General features: G+C 35.1%; 24 protein-coding genes and 1 pseudogene. 17 read left to right on the top strand and 8 right to left on the bottom strand.

Annotation, left to right across the window (positions count from 1 at the left end; translation table 11 throughout):
* Nucleotide 1: 1 nt before the first annotated feature.
* Both ggt and RN605_RS00915 read left to right on the top strand, forming a co-directional pair.
* Complete coding sequence (ggt, locus tag RN605_RS00920) at nucleotides 2-1669, top strand: gamma-glutamyltransferase (protein WP_313321529.1); 1668 nt, start codon at nucleotides 2-4, stop codon at nucleotides 1667-1669.
* Nucleotides 1670-1712: 43 nt separating this feature from the next.
* Complete coding sequence (locus tag RN605_RS00915; RefSeq protein ID WP_313321528.1) at nucleotides 1713-3533, top strand: chloride channel protein; 1821 nt, start codon at nucleotides 1713-1715, stop codon at nucleotides 3531-3533.
* Nucleotides 3534-3535: 2 nt separating this feature from the next.
* Here the strand turns inward: RN605_RS00915 and RN605_RS00910 are convergent, their stop codons facing one another.
* The gene (locus RN605_RS00910) at nucleotides 3536-4012 is read right to left on the bottom strand and encodes a hypothetical protein (RefSeq protein WP_313321527.1); all 477 of its coding nucleotides are present in this window, start codon (nucleotides 4010-4012) and stop codon (nucleotides 3536-3538) included.
* 152 nt (nucleotides 4013-4164) lie between these two features.
* On the opposite strand from RN605_RS00910, the gene RN605_RS00905 reads away from it, so the two are divergent.
* From RN605_RS00905 to RN605_RS00855, 11 genes and pseudogenes are all read left to right on the top strand, one after another.
* Entirely contained in the window at nucleotides 4165-4608 is a 444-nt protein-coding gene (locus RN605_RS00905) for a VOC family protein (RefSeq protein ID WP_313321526.1), read from the top strand.
* Nucleotides 4609-4625: 17 nt separating this feature from the next.
* A complete protein-coding gene (locus RN605_RS00900; protein ID WP_313321525.1) occupies nucleotides 4626-5033 on the top strand; it encodes a hypothetical protein in 408 nt (135 codons plus the stop codon).
* 12 nt (nucleotides 5034-5045) lie between these two features.
* On the top strand, nucleotides 5046-5765 hold the full coding sequence (locus tag RN605_RS00895) for a VIT1/CCC1 transporter family protein (protein ID WP_313321524.1): 720 nt from the start codon (nucleotides 5046-5048) through the stop codon (nucleotides 5763-5765).
* 155 nt (nucleotides 5766-5920) lie between these two features.
* Nucleotides 5921-6193: a DUF4242 domain-containing protein gene (locus RN605_RS00890; RefSeq protein ID WP_313321523.1), complete on the top strand. Its 273-nt coding sequence runs from the start codon at nucleotides 5921-5923 to the stop codon at nucleotides 6191-6193.
* A gap of 154 nt (nucleotides 6194-6347) precedes the next feature.
* The gene (locus RN605_RS00885) at nucleotides 6348-6518 is read left to right on the top strand and encodes a hypothetical protein (RefSeq protein WP_313321522.1); all 171 of its coding nucleotides are present in this window, start codon (nucleotides 6348-6350) and stop codon (nucleotides 6516-6518) included.
* A gap of 19 nt (nucleotides 6519-6537) precedes the next feature.
* Nucleotides 6538-7593 (top strand): NAD(P)-dependent alcohol dehydrogenase, encoded by a 1056-nt coding sequence (locus RN605_RS00880; protein ID WP_313321521.1) that lies wholly within the window; start codon nucleotides 6538-6540, stop codon nucleotides 7591-7593.
* 117 nt (nucleotides 7594-7710) lie between these two features.
* Complete coding sequence (locus tag RN605_RS00875; protein ID WP_313321520.1) at nucleotides 7711-8043, top strand: ArsR/SmtB family transcription factor; 333 nt, start codon at nucleotides 7711-7713, stop codon at nucleotides 8041-8043.
* A 15-nt stretch (nucleotides 8044-8058) separates the two neighbouring features.
* Nucleotides 8059-8520, top strand: a complete 462-nt coding sequence (locus RN605_RS00870; RefSeq protein WP_313321519.1) for a DUF6428 family protein — start codon at nucleotides 8059-8061, stop codon at nucleotides 8518-8520.
* Between the two features lie 12 nt (nucleotides 8521-8532).
* Nucleotides 8533-9171 (top strand): arsenate-mycothiol transferase ArsC, encoded by a 639-nt coding sequence (locus tag RN605_RS00865; protein ID WP_313321518.1) that lies wholly within the window; start codon nucleotides 8533-8535, stop codon nucleotides 9169-9171.
* 2 nt (nucleotides 9172-9173) lie between these two features.
* Complete coding sequence (gene arsB / locus RN605_RS00860; protein ID WP_313321517.1) at nucleotides 9174-10238, top strand: ACR3 family arsenite efflux transporter; 1065 nt, start codon at nucleotides 9174-9176, stop codon at nucleotides 10236-10238.
* A gap of 150 nt (nucleotides 10239-10388) precedes the next feature.
* Nucleotides 10389-10631: pseudogene (locus RN605_RS00855) on the top strand (arsenic resistance protein); the annotation flags it as partial.
* Between the two features lie 434 nt (nucleotides 10632-11065).
* Here RN605_RS00855 and RN605_RS00850 read toward each other — a convergent pair.
* The 6 genes from RN605_RS00850 to RN605_RS00825 all read right to left on the bottom strand — a co-directional run bounded on the left by RN605_RS00850 (nucleotide 11066) and on the right by RN605_RS00825 (nucleotide 15511).
* Nucleotides 11066-11509, bottom strand: coding sequence for a hypothetical protein (locus tag RN605_RS00850; RefSeq protein ID WP_313321516.1), 444 nt, complete (start codon nucleotides 11507-11509; stop codon nucleotides 11066-11068).
* 99 nt (nucleotides 11510-11608) lie between these two features.
* A complete protein-coding gene (locus tag RN605_RS00845; protein WP_313321515.1) occupies nucleotides 11609-12361 on the bottom strand; it encodes a PH domain-containing protein in 753 nt (250 codons plus the stop codon).
* Nucleotides 12362-12870: 509 nt separating this feature from the next.
* Nucleotides 12871-13773, bottom strand: a complete 903-nt coding sequence (locus RN605_RS00840) for a carboxypeptidase regulatory-like domain-containing protein (protein WP_313321514.1) — start codon at nucleotides 13771-13773, stop codon at nucleotides 12871-12873.
* 232 nt (nucleotides 13774-14005) lie between these two features.
* Nucleotides 14006-14218 carry a hypothetical protein gene (locus RN605_RS00835; RefSeq protein ID WP_313321513.1) on the bottom strand — a complete coding sequence of 71 codons (213 nt, stop codon included), beginning with the start codon at nucleotides 14216-14218 and terminating at the stop codon, nucleotides 14006-14008.
* Nucleotides 14219-14433: 215 nt separating this feature from the next.
* Nucleotides 14434-14853, bottom strand: coding sequence for a lipocalin family protein (locus RN605_RS00830; protein ID WP_313321512.1), 420 nt, complete (start codon nucleotides 14851-14853; stop codon nucleotides 14434-14436).
* Between the two features lie 136 nt (nucleotides 14854-14989).
* The gene (locus RN605_RS00825) at nucleotides 14990-15511 is read right to left on the bottom strand and encodes a hypothetical protein (protein ID WP_313321511.1); all 522 of its coding nucleotides are present in this window, start codon (nucleotides 15509-15511) and stop codon (nucleotides 14990-14992) included.
* 189 nt (nucleotides 15512-15700) lie between these two features.
* Here RN605_RS00825 and uvrA point away from each other — a divergent pair, with 189 nt between their 5' ends.
* Nucleotides 15701-18532 carry an excinuclease ABC subunit UvrA gene (gene uvrA, locus RN605_RS00820; protein WP_313321510.1) on the top strand — a complete coding sequence of 944 codons (2832 nt, stop codon included), beginning with the start codon at nucleotides 15701-15703 and terminating at the stop codon, nucleotides 18530-18532.
* A gap of 32 nt (nucleotides 18533-18564) precedes the next feature.
* On the opposite strand, the gene RN605_RS00815 is transcribed toward uvrA, so the two are convergent.
* On the bottom strand, nucleotides 18565-20226 hold the full coding sequence (locus tag RN605_RS00815; RefSeq protein WP_313321509.1) for a hypothetical protein: 1662 nt from the start codon (nucleotides 20224-20226) through the stop codon (nucleotides 18565-18567).
* A gap of 313 nt (nucleotides 20227-20539) precedes the next feature.
* On the opposite strand from RN605_RS00815, the gene RN605_RS00810 reads away from it, so the two are divergent.
* The 3 genes from RN605_RS00810 to RN605_RS00800 all read left to right on the top strand — a co-directional run bounded on the left by RN605_RS00810 (nucleotide 20540) and on the right by RN605_RS00800 (nucleotide 26698).
* Nucleotides 20540-21262, top strand: a complete 723-nt coding sequence (locus RN605_RS00810; RefSeq protein ID WP_313321508.1) for an LOG family protein — start codon at nucleotides 20540-20542, stop codon at nucleotides 21260-21262.
* Between the two features lie 10 nt (nucleotides 21263-21272).
* Entirely contained in the window at nucleotides 21273-24122 is a 2850-nt protein-coding gene (locus tag RN605_RS00805) for a gluzincin family metallopeptidase (RefSeq protein ID WP_313321507.1), read from the top strand.
* A gap of 170 nt (nucleotides 24123-24292) precedes the next feature.
* On the top strand, nucleotides 24293-26698 hold the full coding sequence (locus RN605_RS00800) for an alpha-ketoacid dehydrogenase subunit alpha/beta (protein WP_313321506.1): 2406 nt from the start codon (nucleotides 24293-24295) through the stop codon (nucleotides 26696-26698).
* Nucleotides 26699-26734: the final 36 nt, after the last annotated feature.

The raw sequence follows: 26734 nt of genomic DNA, 5'->3' as shown, positions 1-26734 counted from the left end.
GATGAGGTTACACTGGTTAGTTTTTCTACTCTTTCCTACTCTTTTATTGTCTCAAAATGGATTAATTGCCGATAAAGCAATGGTGGTTTCGGCACGTGAAGAAGCTTCACAAATTGGTGTTGCTATTCTCAAAAAAGGCGGTAATGCTTTTGATGCTATGATTGCCACACAACTGGCATTGGCGGTTGCTTATCCCTATGCTGGTAATATTTCGGGTGGTGGTTTTTTAGTGTTCAGAAAAGCCAATGGTGAAACGGGTACACTTGACTTCAGAGAGAAAGCGCCACTCAAAGCCACCAAAAACATGTATTTGGATAAAAATGGAAATGTAATTCCCAATCTTAGTACCGATAGTGCTTTATCGGTTGGCGTTCCAGGTAGTGTAGCGGCTATTTTTGAAGTGCATAGAAAATATGGAAGCCTTCCGCTAAAAGACCTTTTTCAACCTGCTATTGACTTAGCTAAACGCGGCATCGTAGTAACCGAAAAAGAGAAAGCCAAGTTAGATGAATACAAAGCCGACATTGTAAAAATAAGTGGTAAAAAGACGTTGTATAATAAGACTTTTAACGTTGGTGATACTATTAAATACCTGGCTTTAGCCAACACCTTAGAGCAAATAGTAAAACAAGGCGAAAAGGAATTTTACTCTGGTAAAACTGCGAAGAAATTAGTAGAATTCATTCAGAGCAAAGGCGGCATCATTTCGAAGAAAGATTTAAAGCAATACAAAACCGTTTGGCGGAAGCCAATTACCTTTCAATACAAAGATTTAAACGTTTTTTCGATGGCGCCACCAAGTAGCGGTGGTATTACTTTGGGACAAATTATGAAAATGATTGAACCCTATCCGTTGAACAATTATGGACATAACACTACACAATACATTCAATTAATCACTGAAGCCGAACGCCGAGCGTATGCAGATAGAAACTACTTTTTGGGCGATCCTGATTTTGTTAAAATACCTCAACAAAAGCTACTGAATGATGATTATTTGAAACAACGTATGGCTTCATTTTCCTTTGACAAACCAACACCTTCAAGCGAAATTAGTCATGGTGATACTCAAATTGTTGAAAGCGATGAAACCACTCATTTTTCAATAGTGGACAGCTTTGGAAATGCGGTTGCGGTTACTACTACCTTGAATGGTGCTTATGGCTCAAAGATATACTGCGACGAACTGGGTTTCTTTTTAAACAATCAGATGGATGACTTTGTTTCTAAGCCTGGTATTCCAAATTATTATGGATTATTGGGTGAAGAAGCCAACAGCATAGCACCACAAAAAAGAATGCTGAGCTCAATGACGCCAACCATCGTAGAACGCAATGGAAAACTACTCATGCTATTGGGTTCGCCTGGTGGTTCAACGATTATAACTTCGGTATTGCAAACGATTTTGAATGTGTATGAATTTAAAATGGGAATGCAAGAAGCAGTGAATCAACATCGTTTTCATCATCAATACTTACCTGATGAAATTATGCTAGAACCCAATAAATTTTCGAAAGAGGTTATCAACCAACTGACCGATAAAGGTTATCATACCAACGAGAAGTTTGCTCCTGTGATTGGAAAAATAGATGCCATATTAGTATTACCCAACGGAAAACTTGAAGCAGGTGCTGATGGTCGTGGCGATGACAAAGCTGTTGGTTTTTAAGTAAGACTTTAAATGATTACTTTTGCGATAGTAACACTACTTTATGCCGACTAAAAAAGCATCGTTAGCCAAAATCATTACCCGAAACATTCTAAGAAGAATAGAGAATTCCATCTATCTCTTCAAGGAGCGTTTTACTGAGCGACAGTTTATTTATCTGGCTTGTGTGTTGATTGCGGTTTCGTGTGCTTTGGCGGTGATTGTGTTAAAATACTTTGCACACAAAGTATTCCTTTTTGCTACTTACGTAAACACCTATCTGAAACTTCCTTACATCAACAGTATTTTACCTATAGTAGGGATTCTACTTACTGTATTTGTGGTGAAGCATTTCCTTGGTGGACATATTGAAAAAGGAAGTTCCAAAATACTTTATGCGATTGCCAAAAAAGGCGGTTTCATCAACAGCAAACAAATGTATTCGCAAATTGTTACCAGTTCCTTAACTGTTGGTCTTGGAGGTTCGGCAGGATTGGAAAGCCCAATTGTGATTACTGGTGCAGCCTTCGGTTCTAACTTTGCCCAGAAATACCATTTGAGTCAAAAAGAGCGCGTATTGCTATTGGCATGTGGTGTTGCGGCAGGTATTGGTGCGGCGTTCAATGCTCCTATTGCTGGTGTGTTGTTTGCTATTGAAGTGGTGCTGGTTGATGTAACCATTTCGGCATTTATTCCGATTATGATTTCAGCGGCAACGGGAGCTTTGGTGGCAACCGTAGTTTTGAAAGAAGATGTATTGTTGTCGTTCCGACAAGAACAGCTTTTTGACTATCATAATATTTTCTATTACGTTTTATTGGGACTACTGGCGGGATTTGTTTCTGTTTTGTATGCCCGAAACTTCAGAGCTATTGAGGGTTATTTCCATCGAAAGAAGATGAAACTCTATAACAAAGCATTATTAGGTGCTTCGCTCCTAGCCTTATTGATTTTCTTTTTCCCAACGCTTTTTGGGGAAGGTTACGAAAGCATCAAAACATTGTCTTCTGCTAATCCAAGTGTGCTGTTAGAAAACACTTTGCTTGATGAGTACCGTAGCAAAGAATGGGTTTTGTTATGCTTTATTGGTGTCACTTTATTGCTTAAATCGGTAGCCACAGGATTAACATTGGGTAGTGGCGGAAATGGAGGAAACTTTGCGCCTTCATTGTTTGTTGGAAGTTATCTTGGGTTCTTTGTAGCTAAGTTTTTTGATTTGACAGGTATAAATACTCATTTACCCGTAGCCAATTTTACAGTAGTAGGAATGGCAGGAATATTGAGTGGTTTGTTTCATGCTCCTTTGACGGCAATCTTCCTTATTGGTGAAATTACCGGAGGTTATGACCTAATGGTACCGTTGATGATTGTTTCTTCAATTAGCTTTGCCGTATCCAAACGCTTTGAAACGCACTCTATGGATGTAAAAAATCTGGCGGATAAAGGAGATGTTTACACTGGCGATAAAGACCGAAACATCCTGTTGAATATAGCCATTGAAGATTTAGTAACCACCGATTGCAAAACTTTAACACTGGATAATTCATTGGAAAAAGTGGTTGAGATTTTCTCATCTTCCAACCAAAAGATTATCCCTATACTGGATGAAAAGAAGATTCTTCTTGGAGTTATAGAATATGAAAATGTAAAAACATACATTTACAATCCGTATCGTGTGAAGTTTACGATGATAAAGGAATTACTGACTGCTCCAAAAGCTAAAATAGCTATTGAAGACGGTATGATAAAAATCCTGAGAGCTTTTGACAAAACCAAAACACAAGAATTACCAATCCTTAAGAATGGTGTTTACTATGGTTGTATTACCAAACTGAGCATACTCGAAAGTTATCGCATCAAATTGAAACAAATGGTGATAGAGTAGGCTTATCCTCTACCCATTTTGATAAAATCTCCATCTTTAGAGAAGGTAACCACGCTGAAAACGCCGTCAATATAAATCCCTACTTCATATTCTACTTTCTGACTTGAGTGCGTAACCATTATCGCCTCTGCAATTGGGAAGGTTGGATAATTCTCTTTCATATAGGCAGTTGCTTTTGCGGGCAACTCTTTAGTCTCCACAGTAGCTGCAAATGCTTTCATGTTGCCTTCACTGTCATAATAGGCTCTTGAATATCGGTTATCAAACATAAAACGGGCTTCAAAAGTCAGCTTTTGGTCAAAGCGACCATGAAACTCAGAAAACCAAACTGGGTCTTTTATTGGGAACTTTTTCTGAAAAGCTTCCATTACTGCTATTGGTACATTATTTTCTAATCGTTGGGCATAACTATCATTAACCATCAAAAAGCAAAACAATAGTGTAGCCACCATAAAAATAGGTCTAAATACGTGTCTCATAATTTTTGATTTTTTTAAAGTTAAGGATTACTTCACAGAAAATGAAACATTTTAACAAACTTTAAGAATTTCTAAATTGCAAATATTATGGCATAAATTAATAAAATTTGAACATAAATTGTACATTTGATAATCAACCAAAAAAACTAGCTATGGCAACAGTAAACACCTATCTTACATTTAATGGAAACTGCGAGGCAGCTTTTAATTTTTATAAATCAGTATTCGGCGGAGAGTTTGATTTTATAGGCAAATTCAAAGACATGCCTGCCGATCCTAACTTTGAAATCAGCGATGAAGACAAAGAAAAAGTAATGCATGTTTCGCTTCCAATCAGTAAGGAAACCTATTTGTATGGTAGCGATGCTGGTGGCGAATGGGCACCAACTTTTAAACAAGGTAACAACTTTTCAATTTCTATTAATGCACAAAACAAGGATGAAGCCGATACGCTTTTTAACAAACTTTCGGCCAATGGTACTGTAACTATGCCTATGGAAGATACTTTTTGGGGTGCTTATTTTGGGATGTTCACTGACCAATTTGGCATCAACTGGATGGTGAATTATGACGACCCAAGTAAAGCAATGCATTAATCAAAAAAAGATAAACTATGAATCCAACTTTAAAAAACATTCTTGGAGTACTGGCAGGTGTATTTGCTGGTGGAATACTCAACATGGCAATCATTACCGTTAGTGGTTCTATCATTCCACCACCTGAAGGTGCAGACCTAACTACTATGGAAGGACTAAAAGCCGCTATGCCTTTGATGGAAGCCAAACACTTTTTACTTCCTTTTTTAGCACATGCTTTAGGAACGCTATTGGGCGCTTTTGTGGCTGCTAAAATTGGAGCGACTAACAAAATGAGATTGGCTCTGATTGTTGGTGGTTGGTTCTTTTTAGGTGGTCTTGCCAACATCATTATGCTTCCATCGCCAATGTGGTTTACTTTGGTTGATTTAGGATTGGCTTATATACCTATGGCTTACTTCGGTGGAAAATTGGCAACAAAATAAAACACTATTACCATGAGTTCTGAAGAAACCAATAAACATCTTGACGACTACTTAGACAATCACTACATACATCGTAGCAATTGGTTACGTGCAGCTGTATTGGGTGCCAATGATGGCATCCTTTCTACTGCCAGTATTGCTATTGGTGTATCGGCTGCAAGCTCTACTAGAGAACCTATTATCTTGGCTACATTAGCTGGGTTGGTTGCAGGTGCATTGTCTATGGCAGCGGGAGAATATGTTTCGGTAAGTTCTCAAACTGATGTTGAAAAAGCAGATATTCAAAGAGAAAAAGAAGAACTTCTTGAAATGCCTGAGTTAGAATTAAAACGATTGGCACAAATATATGAGCAAAGAGGTTTAAAAAAAGAAACCGCTATGCAGGTTGCTATCGAAATGACAGAACACGATGCACTTGGAGCACACGTTAGAGATGAACTGGGAATTAATGAAATCAGTCAGGCCAATCCTATTCAGGCTGCACTGGCATCTGGAGCTGCATTTACCGTAGGTGGTGTTTTACCTTTGATAGCCGCTTTATTTCTGCCATTGAAAAACATGGAGTATTACCTTTATGCTACTGCTATTTTATTCTTGGTGCTTTTGGGTTCTATGGCTGCAAAAACAGGTGGTTCAAATGTTGTCAAAGCAGTACTTCGCATCACTTTTTGGGGAACTATCGCTATGGGGTTAACTGCTTTAGTAGGATATCTTTTTGGAGTAAGTGTTTAATTTCATTTTTTCTCAACAACATAAGCTTTAATTGATTAAATTCGTATTCATTATCAGAAACTTACATTTGATAACGCAACAAATGGAATCCAGAGACCATCAAAAACGGGGCAAATCCGAAAAGCCATACGAGTAGGAAAACAAAAATCAACACTATGCCAAAGTATCTTATTGAAAGAGAAATTCCCAACGCTGCAAGCTTAACCTCAGAACAATTACATGGTATATCACAAACATCCTGTGGAGTATTACGAAATTTAGGTTCCGAAATACAATGGTTACACAGTTATGTTGCTGGAGATAAAATCTATTGTGTTTACATTGCACCTAACAAAGATTTGGTGTATGAACATGCTAAGCAAGGTGGTTTTCCTGCCAATTTAGTTACTGAAATTGCAACTATTATTGACCCAACCACAGCAGAATAAACAAGAACAACTAAACTCATTGGAGGTATTTCTAACAAACAAGTCTCATCAACAATATGAGTTTGTTGGAAGTACCTTTTTTTATCTCAAAAAGTAACAATTTAATAATCATCATCTCCGCTATTTTTCATAACTTTATAGAAATCTATAACGTATGGAAATCAATATTAACGTCATTGTCCCAATTGCGGTTTTAGCACTGCTTTTAATAATATTCTTAGTGCGTCGAAATCTAAAAGACGAGAAAGAAGTCGAGCAACATTTTATTGATGAAGCCGAAGGTGTGGAAACCGAAGACACCGAATTTAACAACGAAATTAAATAATTAAATAACTGCCAAACAAATGAACACAACAACTGTAAAAGCCTATGGAACGCCATCTGCAGACCAAGACTTAAACCAAATGAACATTGAAAGAAGAGAACCAACCACTAAAGACATCGAAATCGAAATCATGTACTGCGGTGTGTGTCACTCTGATTTGCATACTGCCCGAAACGATTGGGGTTTCACTACTTATCCTGCCGTGCCAGGACATGAAATCGTGGGTAAAGTTACCCGAGTTGGTAGCGAAGTAACCAAATTAAAAGTTGGCGATTATGCTGCCGTGGGATGCTTAGTTGGCTCTTGTGGTACTTGCTCTAATTGCCAAAAAGACTTGGAACAATACTGCCAGAACGGATGGGTTGGAACCTACAATAGTGAAGACAAATATTTAGGCGGAATGACCTATGGTGGTTATTCTCAAAAAGTAGTAGTAGAAGAACATTTTGTTTTGAAAGTACCTGCTAATCTTGATTTAGCTGCTACCGCACCGTTGCTTTGTGCTGGTATTACCACTTGGTCACCATTACGTCATTGGAATGTAGGCAAAGGAACTAAAGTTGCCGTAGTTGGACTTGGAGGATTAGGTCATATGGCTATCAAACTGGCAAAAGGATTGGGTGCTGAAGTAACTTTGTTTTCGCGTACTCCTAATAAAACGCAAGATGCCAAAGACCTTGGTGCTGATTCCGTAATCATATCTACAGACGAAGACCAAATGAATTCCGTAGCCGGAAAGTTTGATGTTATTATCGATACTGTTCCTTATGTGCACGATGTAAATCCTTATATTGCTACGCTAAGCACTAGCGGAACATTAGTGTTGGTAGGTTATCTTGGCGGATTAGAACCTGTGCTTAATACGGTTCCAATGATTATGGGACGTAAATCGGTAGCGGCATCCTTGATTGGTGGTATTGCTGAAACTCAAGAAATGCTAGATTTCTGTGGTAAACACAACATAGTTTCCGATATTGAAATCATTAAAATGCAAGACATCAACAATGCCTACGAACGCATGCTTAAAAGCGATGTAAAATACCGCTTCGTGATTGATATGTCTTCTTTGCAATAATTTTAAGGTTATTATATTGAGAAAGAGAAGTACTTGAGAGTGCTTCTCTTTTTTTTTTGTTAAAAATCTTTTGCAGTTTAAAACTATATCGTAATATTGCAATATAAATATATTGCTATGGGAATTACCAAAACAGATTTCTACACCGACCAACAAAACGAGCTCGCTATCTTGATAAAAGCACTTGGTCATCCTGCCCGAATTGCCATTATTGAATACATCCTTAAAGTGAATACTTGTATTTGTGGTGATATTGTAAACGAGTTACCACTGGCGCAGCCTACTGTTTCTCAGCACCTGAAAGAACTCAAAAACGCTGGATTAATAAAAGGAAACATCGAAGGCAATGCCATTTGCTACTGCATAGACGAAAACGGATTTGAGAAAGTAAAAGGTTTTTTTGAAAACATCCATCAAACCATCAAGAAAAATAAAACCAGTTGTTGTTAATTAAAAATCAATATTATGAAACTATCAGAAATAAAAGAAGTACTAAAATCAGTTGAAGCAGTAAACTTTCAGTTGCCTGATGGAACTTTTGTTCCCGAACATTTTCATGTTACCGAAGTAGGTTTGGTAACCAAAAACTTCATCGATTGTGGCGGAACGGTGCGCAAAGAAACCGTAGTTAACTTTCAGCTTTGGGATGCCAACGATTACGACCACAAACTAAAACCTCAAAAACTAATCAACATTATCGAGTTGTCTCAAAAAACCTTGGGTATTGATGATTTTGAAATTGAAGTGGAATACCAAAACACTACTATTGGTAAATATGATTTGGATTTTGACGGTCAGAACTTTCAGTTATTGAACAAGCAAACTGCCTGTTTGGCTAGCGATAAATGTGGCACCGAAAAACCTAAAGTAAAACTATCTGAGCTTACTGCTGATGCTTGTTGCACTCCAGGCGGTGGTTGTTGTTAATTAGTAGCTTATATGAAAACACAAACAACTCAACTAACCCTTTTTCCTGAGCTTAAAAAAACTATTTCGAGTTTAGACATCAGCGCTATATCATCGGAGCGCAAAGCCATTTTGCAACCGCTTATTGATTACATTCAAGTTAAAGTAGATACCAAAAAAGAGATCAGGCTCAATTTGATTTGCACACACAATTCCCGACGCAGTCATTTGTCTCAAATTTGGGCACAAACCGCTGCGGCTTATTATAATATTTGTAATGCCTATTGCTATTCTGGCGGAACTGAAGCCACGGCTATGTTTCCAATGGTAGCTACTACGCTCAAAGGTCAGGGGTTTGTTATCCACAAGCTATCCGAAAATGCCAATCCGGTGTATGCTGTTAAATTCACGGAAAGTGGACACCCGATTATCGCTTTTTCTAAAAAATATGACGATGATTTTAACCCAAAAAGCCAGTTTGCTGCCATCATGACTTGCTCGCAAGCGGACGAAGGTTGTCCGTTCATTCCTGGTGCCGAAAAAAGAATTCCCATTACTTACGATGACCCAAAAACGTTTGATAACACACCACAACAAGCCGAAAAATACCTTGAACGCAGCATCCAAATTGCTACCGAAATGTTCTATGTCTTTTCTCAAATAAAACAATAGTTATGTCTGCCAATAACTGCACGCCAACACACGAACGCAAAAAGCTGAGCTTCCTTGACCGCTATTTAACCCTTTGGATATTCCTTGCTATGGCAATTGGCGTTTCCATTGGTTATCTGATGCCCGAAAGCAGTGGTTTTATCAACTCGTTTTCAAGTGGTACTACCAACATTCCGTTGGCTATTGGGTTAATCCTGATGATGTATCCGCCGTTGGCAAAGGTGAAGTACGAACAAATGGGTAAAGTGTTTAAAAACCTTAAAATACTAACGGCTTCCTTGGTACTCAACTGGATTGTTGGCCCAATACTAATGTTTGCCCTTGCCCTGCTCTTTCTGAGTGGTTATCCCGAATACATGATTGGATTAATCCTCATTGGCCTTGCGCGTTGCATTGCCATGGTAGTGGTTTGGAACGACCTTGCCGATGGTAACCGTGAGTATGGCGCGGGATTGATAGCGCTCAACAGCATTTTTCAGGTGCTGCTCTACAGCGTTTATGCCTATTTGTTCATCACCGTTTTGCCTCCTTATTTTGGGTATACCGGTTTTGAAGTCAACATCAGTATTGGGCAAATTGCCGAAAGTGTTGGCATTTATCTGGGTATTCCTTTTGCATTGGGCATCATCAGCCGCTATGCGCTGATTAAACTCAAAGGCGAAACCTGGTTTCAGGAAACGTATATCCCTATTATTTCACCCATAACGCTCGTGGCTCTTTTGTTTACCATTTTATTGATGTTTAGCCTTAAAGGCGAATTGATAGTACAAATACCAATGGATGTGGTGCGCATTGCCATACCGTTGGTGATATATTTTGGGGTGATGTTTGTGGTTAGTTTCTTTATTGGGAAGTACTTTGGAGCCGATTATTCTAAGGCTACTGCCATTGCCTTTACCGCTACGGGAAACAACTTTGAGTTGGCTATAGCCGTTGCTATTGGTGTTTTTGGCATTAACAGTGGGCAGGCTTTTGCTGGTGTTATTGGCCCGTTAGTGGAAGTACCTGCGCTTATTGCTTTAGTGAATGTTGCTTTTTGGTTTAGGAGAAGGTATTTTACTAATTAACCTTGTCATTGCGAGCGAAGCGTGGCAATCGCATAATGCTGATAAAAACTAAACCTGACAGGTTTTAGAAACCTGTCAGGTTTAAACTTAATTCCTCTAAGTTGGGGATTTTTATTTACCACACGAAGGGATTCGTGCGGTAGCTGGGGGATGTTTGTGGTTAGTTTCTTTATTGGGAAGTACTTTGGAGCCGATTATTCTAAAGCTACTGCCATTGCCTTTACCGCTACAGGAAACAACTTTGAGCTGGCTATAGCCGTTGCTATTGGTGTTTTTGGCATTAACAGTGGGCAGGCTTTTGCTGGTGTTATTGGCCCGTTAGTGGAAGTACCCGCACTTATTGCTTTAGTGAATGTTGCTTTTTGGTTTAGGAGAAGGTATTTTAGGGATTAGCGCGATACATAACTATCCTACAATATTATTTACCACACGAAAGGATTCGTGCGGTAGCGGGGGAATGTTGCTTTTTGGTTTAGGAGAAGGTATTTTACTAATTAACCTTGTCATTGCGAGCGAAGCGTGGCAATCGCATAATGCTGATAAAAACTAAACCTGACAGGTTTTAGAAACCTGTCAGGTTTAAACTTAATTGCTCTAAGTTGGGGATTTTTATTTACCACACGAGAGGATTCGTGCGGTAGCGGGGGAGATTTTATTTACCACACGAAGGGATTCGTGCGGTAGCGGGGGATTAGCGCGATACATAACTATCCTACAATATTATTTACCACACGAAAGGATTCGTGCGGTAGCGGGGGAGATTTTATTTACCACACGAAAGGATTGCTTTGCTAGTCGCTGCGCTCGTGTCGTGCGGTAGCGGAGGTTTACTGAGTTTTATGATATAGCGCGATATTAATATTATTTCCAAAAAGAGTATATAATTTTAATGTTTGAGAGTCTAATTGTTTTATGGTACAAGTTGTGTTTTGAGCTGTATTAGATGGATAGACAATGTAAAGGGTACTAACATTATTTAGCGTTGTTATCGTCCAACTTCCTGATTCTGTAGAAGAAGTAATAGGTGTACTGTATGGATTACATAGAATAGATTGAAAAACACCAGCATCAATAAAGTTAACATCATAGGCATTATTACAAGCTGCATTTTCAGGAGAATGTAATTGCTCAACACCATTAATCAAAGAACCTTGACTAGTCAATTTCCATTTACCAAGTATTTGGATTGAAGCATTTTCAGAGGTCGAACTGTTGTTATTTGAACAACTAAAAATTAAAGTAAGAATTGTGAAAGCTAAGATTTTTTTCATTATAATTGATTTTAAAAAAGTAATAATTATTTTCTAGATTTACTTATATTTTGCAACTACACCTAATATTGTGAATTTACAATCTGTACAATTGAGTTTCTATAATTTTTCTAACAACTTTTTCTTTTGTTCTGTAAATTCGTCTTCTGATAGAATACCATTATCTTTTAGTTTAGCTAATTTTTCAATTTGGTCTAAAATTGATGGTTCTCCATTATTTTGTACAAAAACTGTTTGTTGTTCTTTTGGTTGTGAAATGTAATTTCTAACAAATTCTGCAAATTGTCTAGCAGAAGTTTTCTCAACATTATCAATTACCGCAATATTTCCAGAAGTATGAATTTTTACTTTTGCAAGTAATAAACCTGTTTCATATTGTATTGAACTTATTTTATCGAGAGGAAAATCTTCAACTTTTAATCCATAAATTAAACCTTTGTCTATAAAAATTAAACGTCTATTTGTTGAAACAAGAATTCCATGTCCATTATTATAGGTTCCTTGAATTACATTATTTATTTTTTCACCTTCTGCAAGTATTTGAGGTAATTCATTTATTTCTTTCCTTCCTAAAAATAATGATGTGTTTCCTAAATTTAGATTTTTTAATTCAGTTTTAATTTCATCAAGCTTTGAATTTTTAGAATTATTTTCATCAGCTTTGACTTGTAATATTTCTTGTACTTGTTGTAAAGTGTATTTTTTTAATTTAAATGCAACACTTGGATTTGCATTATTTATTTTTTTGTAACAACTAGTGCAAACTATCCCACCATCGCTCAGTTTTCCAGCGCCAAATGTTGGTGTATTCATAAACTTTAATCCCGTTGAACACATTACGCAATTATTCATATGCTTTATTATTTTATTTAAACTCTTTTAAAATGTTTAGTTTCTATTACATATATAAGTTTACAAAACTTATTCCACCAAATCTAATCAATTCCATTTTTATAAAAAAGGGGGATTTCCCCCTAATTTCATCAAATGTAAAAAAAAGTTATTTTGGTAATATGTGGTTTTCCTCATTCCATATAAAAAAACCTTCTTTTGGAGAGAGAGACAAAAAAGAGATTCCTACGGAATGACAAACTTTGGGGTTAGGTTTCCCAGGAATGACAAACTTTGGGGTTAGGTTTCCCAGGAATGACAAACTTTGAGGTTAGGTTTCCCAGGAATGACAAACTTTGAGGTTAGGTTTCCCAGGAATGACAAACTTTGGGGTTAGGTTTTCTACGGAATGACAAATAATAAATTAACCTATCAGCTAATTTGTGGAATAAAAAAAGCAGCTTTCGCTGCTTTTCTGCCCTAATACTTGTAAAAAATTTATTAACTTAAAAATTATGGATGCTCTTTTTTTATGGGTTTTGTTTTAGGACTACGCGGAGGTCTGTTCGTTCGCCTTTGTTGATGGGTACGGACAGGACTTGGGTGATGTAGCCAAATTTACTGCAGGTTACTGCATAGATTCCGCTTGGGAGTGATTTGATGTGTATTTTTCCTTTGGCGGATGTTTTGTGTTTTTTGGTGTAGCCTTCGATGGTGATGTTTACGTTTTGGAGTGGGTTTTGTTCTTCATCGGTTACAAAACAACGCATTGCGAGTGGTATTGTTGCCGGGTCGACAATGATACGGTTGCTTTGATAGGTTTTGTAGAAGACGCTGTCTGTTTCTTTTACGATGATTACAAATGTATCCATAGTGTCTTCGAGCAGTGTGTCGGTGTTTTTGAAGATTTGTTTTAAATCGTTGGTTGCATTTTTTCTTTGGGTTATTCCTTCTCTTGGTTTTGCGATTTTGGCATTGAAGGAATTGACAAGGTTGATTGTTTCTGCTAATGATGCTGGTGTTACGCCATAGTCGGCAAGGTCGCCAATGTTTTCGTCGGCTCTTTGGGTGATTAACTCGGCTGCATCGACGATGTCTTCGTCGGGCATTTTTTGCAGTGTTGACAATGTGAAATTCATGCTGTCGCGCAGGATTAGGTTACTGGTGTTGACAGCGAAAGAACGTATTTTACCGGCAAGGATGAAGCAGGTGTTTGCTACGTTTTCTTTGGTTGCTTCTTTGTCGGCTGCAATTCCTTTTCGGTTTTCGGATTGGTCTTTTCCGTATTCGTTGATTAGCTCGAGGTTGTGTTCGAGTTGGGATAATGCGGCATCCATTTGTGGCATTTGTGCCAAGGTTGCTGGGTTTGCATCTCTAACCGTGTCTTTTACGGCTTTGTACATAGCGCTTTTTCTAAGATATCTACGATTCATAGTTGTAGGTTTTTAAAAGATTAATATTAAAATGATAGATTTGGTGGTGTAAAATTAGGCAAAACTGTTAAATAGCAAAATATAATTCAGTTTTTTTGTAGTCTTGTTGATTATATGATAATGTAGTTTGTCGAGGAAGTTTTATTTTGTAAGGTTTTGTAGGATAAAAATATTTTTTGGGTAGTGATTTATTTTAATATAATTTTCTTACGGAATATTTTGGTTTCAGGTTTCAAGTTTCAAGTTTCAAGTTATTTTTTTTGAAATTTGATGTCATTTCTTTAGTGTTTGATTCAATTTCTTTGCTGTTTGATTCAATTTCTTTACTGTTTGATGCTATTTCTTTACTGTTTGATGTCATTTCTTTACTGTTTGATGCAATTTCTTTACTGTTTGATGTCATTTCTTTAGTGTTTGATGGCATTTCTTTAGTGTTTGATGTCATTTCTTTACTGTTTGATGGCAATGTTTTACTGTTTGATGCCTCCCCTAACCCCTCCAAAGGATGGGAATTTTTTGAGTTTAGGAGTTTATGAGGTTAAATGGTTAGAAGAATTGTAAAATGGGAAGTTGGAATCGGATAATTTGTTGTTATGAATTTAAAGGACAAAAAAAGGAAGCCCTAGAGCTTCCTTTTCTTTTTATCTTAAAAACAAATAATTAATTGCTTGTAAAATTTACTTTAACTGTTTCTTCATCTCCATCACCATCATAATCATAAACTACAGATATCTGTAAAGCAGTATCGCTAATGCTGGTTATTTTTCCTGAATTTATATCTCCATCAATGGAAACCGTAACTGTGTTACCATCTAAAACCCAGTTGCCTGTAGAGGTACCAAAATTTAATGGTGTACAAGTAGTAATGTAATATTCTAAATAACTTCCATCGGCTAAAAATTGGATATAATCTTTTGCGCAACTCATGTGCTCATACGGATAAGTGTTTCCGTTGGCTTGGTCACTTTTATAATACCATTTTTTGGCTAGTTTTTCTTCGGTAACTTTTACCGAATCATCAGATGAACAAGAGGCAAACAGGGCTACAACAGCAAGTGCTACAACAATTAATTTTTTCATTTATTATACTATTTAATTTTTTGCGAATATATATGTTTTTCAGAAATGTTGTATTTTTTTTAATCAGGATGAGAAAAAAAAATTTATCTGTAAAAAAAGGAAGCTTTAGAGCTTCCTTTTTTGTTGCTAATTAATTTTACTTCGTCTTCTCACCTACAAAATAATCGCTGGTGTTTTTAAACAACACATTAAAAGTAGTCAAACTACCGTAACATCTTGTAATGTATTGCTGCAATTCCACTTTTTCAGAATTATCTAAACTACTTGAATTTATTTTTTGTTCCATCACGCGCAGTCGGTCACGAACCATGACAATCTTATTAAAAAAAGTATCAATAGGCACTTCCTTGTTTTGCGTTGCCGTTCCTGGTTCCATCACCAGTTTTCCGCCTTTCCATTTATCAGCAATAGCCACTGTAGGCGAAACATCGCTCCAGCGCATCAACAGGTTTTTCAATGTTTTTTCTACTTCATAAAAACTAATCGTGTCTACTTCGTCTTCCAGTGCTTCAATCACTTCAAACTCGCTATCAATAGCTATGGTTTCCAATCCGTTTTCAATAAATGTCACCCAATAATGTTTAGAAGTTACGTTAGTCACCACGCCTACTCCATACTCTGAATGCTTTAATCTTGAACCTATGCCTAGTAATTTCATTTTTTATAGTTTAAAAGTTTATGTGTTTAAGAGGTTAAAAGTTTATTGTTTACTACTAATCACTAATTACTACTTAATTGTCTACCATCTATATTCTATTCTCTTATTTCCCCAAAAATATAAAATTCTTCTAAACTGTACCTTTAAAATCTGCTTTGAAAATTGTATTTTTGCGTTTTGCCCATTGCTATGAATCATCCAGAAGAAGTTATTGAGATTATTGGTGCGAGAGCACACAATCTAAAAAACATCGATGTCAACATTCCCCGCGAAAAACTGGTAGTCATTACTGGTCTTTCGGGTTCGGGAAAATCATCGTTAGCTTTCGACACCATTTATGCCGAAGGACAACGCCGTTACATCGAAACTTTTTCTGCTTATGCGCGTCAATTTCTTGGTGGATTGGAACGACCAGATGTTGATAAAATAGATGGGCTTTCGCCAGTTATTGCCATTGAGCAAAAAACCACCAGTAAAAGTCCGCGTTCAACAGTAGGTACAATCACTGAGATTTACGATTTCCTGCGTTTGCTTTTTGCCCGTGCTGCCGATGCCTATAGTTACAACACTGGCGAAAAGATGGTTTCCTATTCCGATGAACAAATCAAAGACTTAATCATCGAAAACTTCAACGGAAAACGCATCAATATCCTTGCTCCAGTCATCAGAGCCAGAAAAGGACATTATGCCGAATTGTTTCAACAAATTTCCAAACAAGGTTTTCTAAAAGTGCGTGTCAACGGAGAAATTCAAGACATCGTTACGGGCATGAAACTTGACCGTTATAAAACCCACGACATCGAAATTGTAATCGATAGATTGGAAGTAAACAACAGCGAAGAAACTCAAAAACGCCTTGCAGAAAGCATCAACACAGCGATGTATCACGGCGAAAATATCCTGATGGTTATAGAACACGAAAGTAATGATGTTCGTTTTTTCAGCCGAACTTTGATGTGTCCAACCACTGGAATATCGTATCCTAATCCGGAACCGAATAACTTTTCATTCAACTCGCCTAAAGGTGCTTGCGATACTTGTAACGGTTTAGGAATCGTTCACGAAATCAACGAAAAGAAAATCATTCCGAATCCGAAACTATCCATCAAGAATGGTGGTTTTGCTCCGCTTGGCGAATACAAATCATCGTGGATGTTTAAACAGTTAGAAATCATTGGAGAAAAATTCGGATTCACACTAACCGATGCAATAGAGAAAATACCTGCCGAAGCCATAGACATGATTATGAATGGCGGTAATGAAAAATTCTCCATAAAATCAAAAGCGGCTGGTGTAACCAAAGACTATAAAATTGACTTTGAAGGGATTTCTAATTTCATCAAAAACCAATACGACGAAAGCAACTCAACTTCTTTAAAACGCTGGGCAAAAGAATACATGGACGAAATTAATTGTCCGGTTTGTGAAGGTTCACGTCTAAAAAAAGAATCGCTTTACTTTAAAATCAACGAGAAAAACATAGCCGATTTATCCAACATGGACATTTCGGAGCTAATTGTTTGGTTTCAGGAATTGGATAAGCATTTATCTGAAAAACAAAAAACCATCGCTACGGAAATACTGAAAGAAATCAAATCGCGTCTTCAGTTCCTGATGGATGTTGGTTTGAATTATTTAGCGTTAAGCCGAAGTTCCAAATCACTTTCTGGTGGTGAAGCACAACGCATTCGATTGGCTACGCAAATTGGTTCGCAGTTGGTTGGTGTTTTATACATTCTAGATGAACCAAGTATCGGTTTGCATCAACGCGACAATGAACGCTTAATCAATTCACTTGAAAATCTTCGTGATATTGGCAACTCGGTTCTTGTTGTCGAACACGACAAAGACATGATAGAACGCGCCGACTATGTTATTGATATTGGTCCGAAAGCAGGAAAACACGGTGGCGAAATCATCAGTATTGGAACTCCAAAAGAATTGATGCAGGAAAACACCATTACTGCGCAATTCATGAGTGGAAAAATGGAAATTGAAGTTCCTAAAAAACGTCGTGAAGGCAATGGCAAATTTTTAAAACTAACTGGAGCAACTGGTAATAATCTAAAAAATGTTTCGATAGAATTGCCTTTAGGAAAACTCATTTGTGTAACAGGAGTTTCGGGTAGTGGAAAATCGACTTTGATTAATGAAACCCTCTATCCTATTCTGAACGAACATTTCTTTAATGCGGTAAAGAAGCCACAACCCTATAAAAAGATTGAAGGTTTAGAACACATCGATAAAGTAATTGATATTGACCAAAGCCCAATTGGTAGAACGCCAAGAAGCAACCCAGCAACTTATACTGATGTTTTTTCAGAAATCAGAAAGCTATACACCATGACACCTGAAGCCATGATTCGTGGTTATAAAGCAGGACGTTTCAGTTTTAATGTTGCCGGAGGAAGATGTGAAACTTGTGAAGGTTCGGGAGTTCGAACTATTGAAATGAGTTTCCTTCCTGATGTTTATGTAGAATGTGAAACCTGTATGGGTAAACGTTTCAACCGTGAAACTCTTGAAATCAGATATAAAGGAAAATCTATTTCGGATGTGTTGAACATGACCGTTGATGAAGCAGTTGACTTCTTTGAAAACATTCCGAAAATATATAGAAAAGTAAAAACTATTCAGGATGTTGGTTTGGGTTACATCACACTCGGGCAACAAAGCACAACGCTTTCTGGTGGTGAAGCACAACGCATCAAATTGGCAACCGAATTATCTAAAAAAGACACGGGAAACACCTTCTATATCATGGACGAACCAACAACTGGTTTGCATTTTGAAGACATTCGTGTGCTGATGGATGTAATAAATAAACTGGTTGATAAAGGTAACTCTGTCTTAATAATTGAACACAATATGGACGTCATTAAACTTGCCGATTACATCATTGACATTGGAATGGAAGGCGGAAAAGGCGGCGGCGAAGTAGTAGCCAAAGGAACGCCTGAAGAAATTATTAAAAACAATAAAAGCTATACGGCTAAATTCCTGAAAAAAGAATTGCAATAAAAAAGTCGCTTTTAAAAAGCGACTTTTTTGTTTTATTGATTTAATATCTTTTTAAATAAATCTGAAATTAATCGAGCTTCTTCTATATCAGTTGCCTGAATATCGATAGTATTCTGATAATTTTTAATAGCTCCGTCTTCATAATATTTTATAATTTTTTCAGAGTAATTGGTGTTTAACGTTACAAATACCGTAGTTCCAGAAGTATTAAAATTTAAATTAGCAGGATTAATGTCTTTCATGTTAAACTCATAAACCTTAGATTTACTGTTTTTTGGAGTTACTTCGGTACTTTTAAACAATAAGATATTATTATCCTGAATCTCCAGTGACTGCTCATAAGTTAGCGTATTGATGGTAACTTTTTTAATTGTGCTTTTGACCTGATTTAGTAAATCTTTTTTGGTACCAACTAATTTTGTTTCAGCAGCTTCACATTTTTCGATAATCGTTTCAAATAGTTTGGCAGAAATAATTGCATCTTCAACTTCAGAGAACTCAAATCTTACTGATTTGTCATAATTTTTAAGCTCTTGATTGACAACATGCTTCAAAAAGTTTTTTCCTCCTTTGGTTTGAATTTCTACATAAACATTTTTACCGCTGGTGTCGTATTTCACTAAGTTTTTTGCCAAATCTTTAAAGTTTAAAGTAAACGATTCATCAGTTGTCTTTGAAGGTGTAGATTCTTTTAAATTAATAGTGGCTACACAATCTCCAACAATATTTTGATTGTATGCCACATTGTTTACTGTGACTGTTTTAATATAATCATTAATATTTGCTAGACCTTCTGAAACATTTTTTATTTTAGGAACAGCGTTTTCAATTTTATCTTCAGCCAAAGCAATAATTCCTTTTAAAACTTTTTGCAAGTCTCTACTTTTCTCAATGCTTTCGCAATAAATTGATAAGTTATTCTTATAGTCCTTTTGCTCTGTAGCAACTAATGTTTTAACTGTTTTTAGTTTTCTTTTTGTATCCAGATTTACTTCTATGAAATCTCCTTTTACTTCAGCAAAAACCGAATTAGGATTAATGTTTGCCAAATTGAATACATAAGTTGTGTTTACCGATTTCTGGTTTGCAACTTCATCTACTGAAAACTCTAACTTGCTAGCATATTTAGAATTTTGAGTTATTTTTTGAACGAATTGTTTGTTTTCTAAAGTTACGGTTTTAACATTATTAACCAACCAATCAATATGGTCCTGAAAAGTTTTTAAAGACAATCTTTTTTCGACAATATCAATAGATACAGGAACCAATGATTTAAAAATATCAACTAAATTTCTTCCGTTATCAATGTTTTTAGCATAGACAAAAACTTCTTCTTCAAATTTTACTTTAGTGTTATCGGTTGTTTTCTTAATTACTTTTTGCTTTTTAGCAGCCAACAACTGAACCTGAATAACATCCTTGTTTGTGAAAGATCTGATGGTGTTCAAATCGATATCAGCCATATTAAATTCATAACTTTCAACAACAGATTTACCGTCTTTAATGTTTGTAAAAGTCATTTCTAATTGAAGTAATCCCGGTTGAACTTCTTTAACGGTTTGACTTATTTTAGTCTTAATGTTTTCAACAACCTGAAGTTCTGAACTAAGCTGATTTACAATAGATGAAGAAGTTTGTGCAGATGCATAGACACACAAAAAAAGAGAAAATAGAATAGTTAGTTTTTTAGCCACTTTTAAATATTTTATAGGTTACTTTTCACAAATATAGATTTAAAAAAAGAATCAAACAAAGTTCAAAACATTTAAAATCCACTTATTTGTGCGTAACGTATTTTTAAGAAACTAATTATTAAAAAAGAAATTAAAAACACTATTTAAATAAACCATTAACAATCAGTAGATTTTATTGAGAATAATTATTATAAAGCGTTTTACTAAAATAACTTGTGTTAAAACATTCTCTTTTTTATTAAATGATTTAAAAAAAGATTTACTTTAGCATGTTTGCTCTAACAATAAAAACATATTAAAAACAATAAACACTATGAAAGACGAATTTGAAAATGAAGAAGACAGAATTCATGAAAAATTAAAACAAAAAGATTGGAATGAAATAAGAACCAACGATTCTTGGGCTATTTTTAAAATCATGTCTGAGTTTGTTAATGGATATGAATCAATGGCTCGAATTGGACCTTGTGTTTCTATTTTTGGCTCTGCAAGAACAAAGCCTGATGACAGATATTATCAACTGGCTGAAAAAATTGCTTATAAAATCAGCAAAGCTGGTTATGGTGTAATAACTGGCGGCGGACCAGGAATTATGGAAGCAGGAAATAAAGGTGCACATCATGGTGGCGGAACTTCGGTTGGGTTAAACATTGAGTTACCTTTTGAACAACATTTCAATCCATTTATTGATAAAGACAAAAACCTGAACTTTGATTACTTTTTTGTTAGAAAAGTGATGTTTGTAAAATATGCACAAGGTTTTGTGGTAATGCCTGGTGGTTTTGGAACGTTAGATGAATTATTTGAAGCGGTTACTTTAATTCAGACAAAAAAGATTGGCAAATTCCCGATTATTTTAGTGGGTTCTGAATTTTGGTCAGGTTTGATTGATTGGATAAAAACGGTACTAATCGAAAAAGAAAAAACGGTTAGTCCTGAAGACATGCACTTAATCAAGATTGTTGATACTGCCGATGAAGTAGTTGAAACTTTAGATAATTTCTATAAAAAATACAATCTGAGTCCAAACTTCTAATTCATAAAAAATGCTTGCTCCAAAAAACCTAAATAACCGAACTTTATCGTTAAAACTTTTTTGGAGCATGCTTTTGCTTTCTGTTACTTCTTTTTCTCAACATCATTCAAAACTAGTTGCTGAATACAATGAAGAAAAGAAAACCATAACAGTCATGCAAGAGCTGACTTTTTTCAATCAAACCAATGATACTTTATCAGCTATTGTTTTAAATGATTGGAATAATGCCTATTCCAGTAAAAATACTCCATTAGCCCGAAGATTTTCAGACGAATTTGAAAGAGGTTTTCATTTGGCAAAAGGAGAAGAAAGAGGAAATACTTCCAACATTACGATTCTAAATGAAACTAATATGTTTCTAACTTGGGAACGAGATGAAAACTATCCTGATGTTATTCAGGTAAGACTTCGAAATAAACTTTTACCAAATGAAAAAAGGGTTTTAAAACTTACCTATATAGTTAAATTACCAAGTAATCAATTTACCAAATATGGTTATGGAGAAAATGGAAAATTTAACGTAAAAGAATGGTATTTAACACCTTCAAGATATGAAAATCATGGATTTGTAAAACAAAACAATGTTGATTTAGATGATGATGCTAATGCACTTTCCGATTTTGATGTAGTTATAAAAACACCTTCAAATCTATTTTTATCTACTGACTTAGATGAAATAAGTGTTACTGAAAATCATAACCAAAAAACCTATCAGCTAAGTGGTAAAAAAAGACTAAACTTTAGTTTATACCTTGATGAAAAAGGTGAATTCTTGAGTTTTAAAAATAGTAACATTGAAGTAATTACTAACTTAAAAGACACCAGATTAAATGATATTCAACGAGCTATTGTTATTGATAAAATTGTCAATTATGTCACCGAAAATTTAGGACAATATCCGCATAAAAAAATAACACTTTCTCAAGCCGATTATGAAAAAAATCCATTTTATGGATTGAATCAATTGCCAAATTTTATAAGTCCTTTTCCAGATGAATTCATTTATGAAATTAAGTTTTTAAAAACCTATTTGAACAACTATCTGCATTCCACTTTGCAATTAAATAAAAGAAACGAAAACTGGATTTATGATGGAATTCAAGTGTATCTGATGATGAAATACATCGAAGAATTTCATCCAGATAGTAAAATGATGGGGAATGTTTCTAAACTTAAATTACTACGTGGTTATAACTTAGTTAGTCTAGATTTTAACGGACAATACAGTTATTTCTACATGTTAATGGCTCGAAAAAATTTAGATCAACCTCTTGGAAATCCAAAAAATACTTTGATAAAATTTAATGAAAAAATTGCTTCAAAATATAGAGCAGGTTTGAGTTTAAAGTATCTAGATAGCTATCTAAATCATACTATTGTTCCTGAAAGTATTAAAGAGTTTTATGAAAGAAACAAAAAACAGCAAACTTCTGAATCTGATTTTGAAAACATCTTAAAATTAAAATCAGGAAAGAAATTAGATTGGTTTTTTGACAAAATTATTAACTCCAGAGATATCATTGACTACAAATTCAATTCTATTTCAAAAACTAAAGACAGCGTTAGTTTTACCATAAAAAACAAAACTGAAACTAATGTTCCAATTCCTGTTTATGGAATTAAAGACAAAGAAATTGTATTTAAACATTGGATTGATTCGGTTACTAAAGACAGCGTTTATACTTTTCCTCGAAATAATGCTGAAAAAATTGTAATCAATTATGAAAATATAGTACCTGAATTTAATTTGAGAAACAATTGGCAATCGCTTCGTGGATTTCGATTGAATAATCGTCCTATAAAGTTTAACTTTTTTAAAGATTTGGAAGATCCTTTTTATAATCAAATTATTTATGTACCAACACTAGAATACAATCTTTATGACGGATTTCAACCAGGAATGCGTTTTCACAATAAAACCATTTTAGACAAACCATTTATTTTTGATTTAAACCCGACATTCTCTACAAAAACTAAAAATATTTCAGGAAAAGGTGCTTTCTATGTAAACCAATACAATAGAGATAGTAAGCTGTATAATATCCGATACATAATGGGTGGACATTACCTTCATTATGCACCTGATGCTTATTATACAAAACTAAACCCAACTGTTTCAATGCGGTTTAGACCTGCTAATTTAAGAGATAATCGAAAAGAAAGTATTCAAATAAAAGAAATAATAGTTAATAGAGAGAAATCTGCATTTATTACTGATGAAAACACAGAAAGTTATCAAGTTTTTAATGCAAAATATTATAATGGAAAAACAGAAGTAACCAATCACTTTAACTTTCTTGGTGATGTTCAAGTTTCAAAAACATTTGGAAAACTATCCGCAGAAATGCAATACAGAAGATTATTTGACAATAACCGTCAGGTAAATTTGCGCTTTTTTGCAGGAACATTTGTTTACAATAATACAATCTCAAACTATTTTGATTTCGGATTGGATAGACCTTCAGATTATTTATTCGAATCCGATTATCTCGGTCGTTCAGAAACTAAAGGATTATTTAGCCAACAAATTATTGTTATGGATGGTTTTTTCAAATCCAAGCTTGATACCAGGTTTGCCAACCAATGGATGACTACTACAAATGCAAGTACTAACATTTGGAATTGGATAGAAGTTTATGGCGATTTGGGTGTTATAAAAAATAAAAATACCGACGCTAAATTTGTTTATGATAGTGGTGTTCGACTAAATTTGGTTACCGATTATTTTGAGCTTTATTTTCCAGTTTATTCAAGTAATGGATGGGAAATTGGTCAGCAAAATTATGGAGAACGAATTCGTTTTATTGTAACATTTAATCCTGAAACTTTAATTAGTTTATTCACCAGAAAGTGGTTTTAATCATATTTTTTTGAACTATTATCATTCATTAAAATAGTTTTCTGATTATTTTCTAATAATTTGGAGGTATTTAAGCCGAAAATTAGTTATACTTCATCGATTATTTAGTAATAGCAACAAATACTAGATAGTTTTTAATTAAATTTGTCTTCCGAAATATTTTTTAGACTATGACCGAAACGCTATTAAAAACCGAAATGACGTTTGAAGATTTCAAAGCCGAAGTGCTAAATGATTATAAAACTGCTCGTATAAGTCGTGAATGCAGCTTATTAGGTAGAAAAGAAGTGCTAACTGGTAAAGCAAAGTTTGGAATTTTTGGCGATGGAAAAGAAGTTCCTCAATTAGCTTTAGCCAAAGCATTTCAGAATGGTGATTTCCGTTCGGGTTATTATCGTGACCAAACATTTATGATGGCAATTGGTCAACTTTCGGTAGAACAATTTTTTGCTGGTTTATATGGTCATACCGATTTGAATTTTGACCCAATGAGTGCTGGACGTCAAATGGGTGGACATTTTGCCACACATTCATTGGATGAAAATGGCAACTGGAAAAACCTGATGCAACAAAAAAATTCAAGTGCTGATATTTCTCCAACAGCAGGTCAAATGCCTCGTTTATTGGGATTGGCACAAGCTTCAAAAATATTCAGAAATGTAAAAGATTTAGAAAAGTTCACTAATTTTTCTAACAAAGGAAACGAAGTAGCTTGGGGAACAATCGGTAATGCTTCAACTTCTGAAGGATTATTTTTTGAAACCATAAATGCTGCTGGAGTTTTACAAGTTCCAATGGTTATGAGTGTTTGGGATGATGAATATGGTATTTCGGTTCATGCACGTCATCAAACAACTAAGGAAAATATTTCAGAAATATTAAAAGGTTTTCAAAGAGATTCAGAAAATAATGGTTTTGAAATTTTCAGAGTAAACGGTTGGGATTATCCTTCATTAGTAGAAACGTATCAAAAAGCTTCTGCTATTGCGAGAGAAGAACATGTTCCTGTAATTATTCATGTTCAACAACTAACTCAACCGCAAGGACATTCAACTTCGGGTTCGCATGAGCGTTATAAAAATGCAGAACGATTGGCTTGGGAAACAGAATTTGACTGTTTGGCTCAAATGCGTAATTGGTTATTGAAAAATAATATTGCAACCGAAATTGAATTAGATTCTATCGATGAAATTTCAAAAAACTTAGTTTTAGAAGGAAAAAAAGCAGCTTGGAATGCCTTTGTTGCTCCTATGAAAGCTGAGCAAAATGAATTAGTAACTTTATTAAATTCAATTGCAAATTCAAGTCCAAATCAAGTATTTATTCAAAAAAATGCTAATGATTTAGCTGCAATAAAAGAACCTATTCGAAAAGATTTATTAGTAACTGCTAGAAAAACGCTGCGTTTAGTTGCAGGAGAAAATGGACAACAAACATTAGCCAATTGGATTAAAAATTATACTGAAAAAATTCAGCCAAAATTTAGTTCGCACCTATTTTCACAATCAAATTCAAATGTTTTAACTTCAAAAGAAGTTTTACCAAACTATAATGAATCGTCTGAAGAAGTTGATGCGCGTTTGGTTTTAAGAGATAATTTTGATGCTATTTTTTCTAAATATCCTGAAACTTTAATTTTTGGAGAAGATTCAGGAAATATTGGTGATGTAAACCAAGGTTTAGAAGGAATGCAAGAGAAATATGGTGAACTTCGTGTTGCCGACGTAGGTATTCGTGAAGCTACAATTCTTGGACAAGGAATTGGATTAGCTATGCGTGGTTTGCGTCCAATTGCAGAAATACAGTATTTAGACTATTTGCTTTACGCCATTCAAATCATGAGTGATGATTTAGCAACCTTACAATATAGAACTGCTGGGAGACAGAAAGCGCCATTAATTATTAGAACGCGTGGTCACAGGTTAGAAGGAATTTGGCATTCAGGTTCACCAATGGGAATGATTATTAATGCTGTTCGTGGTATTCATGTTTTAGTTCCAAGAAACATGACCAAAGCAGCAGGTTTTTATAATACTTTATTGGAAACAGACGAACCTGCGTTGGTAATTGAATGTTTAAATGGTTATCGTTTAAAAGAAAAAATGCCAACCAATTTGGGTGAATTTAAAACTCCAATTGGTGTTGTAGAAACGGTTAAATCTGGAAGTGACATTACTGTTGTTTCTTATGGTTCAACATTGAGAATTGTAGAACAAGCTGCTGCAGAATTATTGAATTTTGGCATAGATGTAGAAATTATCGATGCACAATCTTTGTTGCCTTTTGACATAAATCATGATTGCGCAAAAAGTTTAGAAAAAACCAACAGACTTTTAGTTGTTGACGAAGATGTTCCTGGAGGTGCAAGTGCTTATATTTTACAACAAATTCTCGAAGTTCAAAAAGGATATTTACTTCTAGACAGTCAACCGCAAACATTAGCTGCACAACCGCATCGTCCAGCTTATGGTACCGATGGAGATTATTTTTCAAAACCATCTGCTGAGGATATTTTTGAAAAAATCTACTCGATTATGCAAGAAGTTAATCCGAGTGATTATCCGAGCTTATACTAAACAAATTTGAACCAAAATACAAAAGCCAAAGCACTA

It is taken from the genome of Flavobacterium sp. PMTSA4 (assembly GCF_032098525.1).
Classification (GTDB): Bacteria; Bacteroidota; Bacteroidia; order Flavobacteriales; family Flavobacteriaceae; genus Flavobacterium; species Flavobacterium capsici.
The sequence above is the reverse complement of the archived record's forward strand: the minus strand, read 5'-3'. Positions and strand labels throughout refer to the sequence as shown.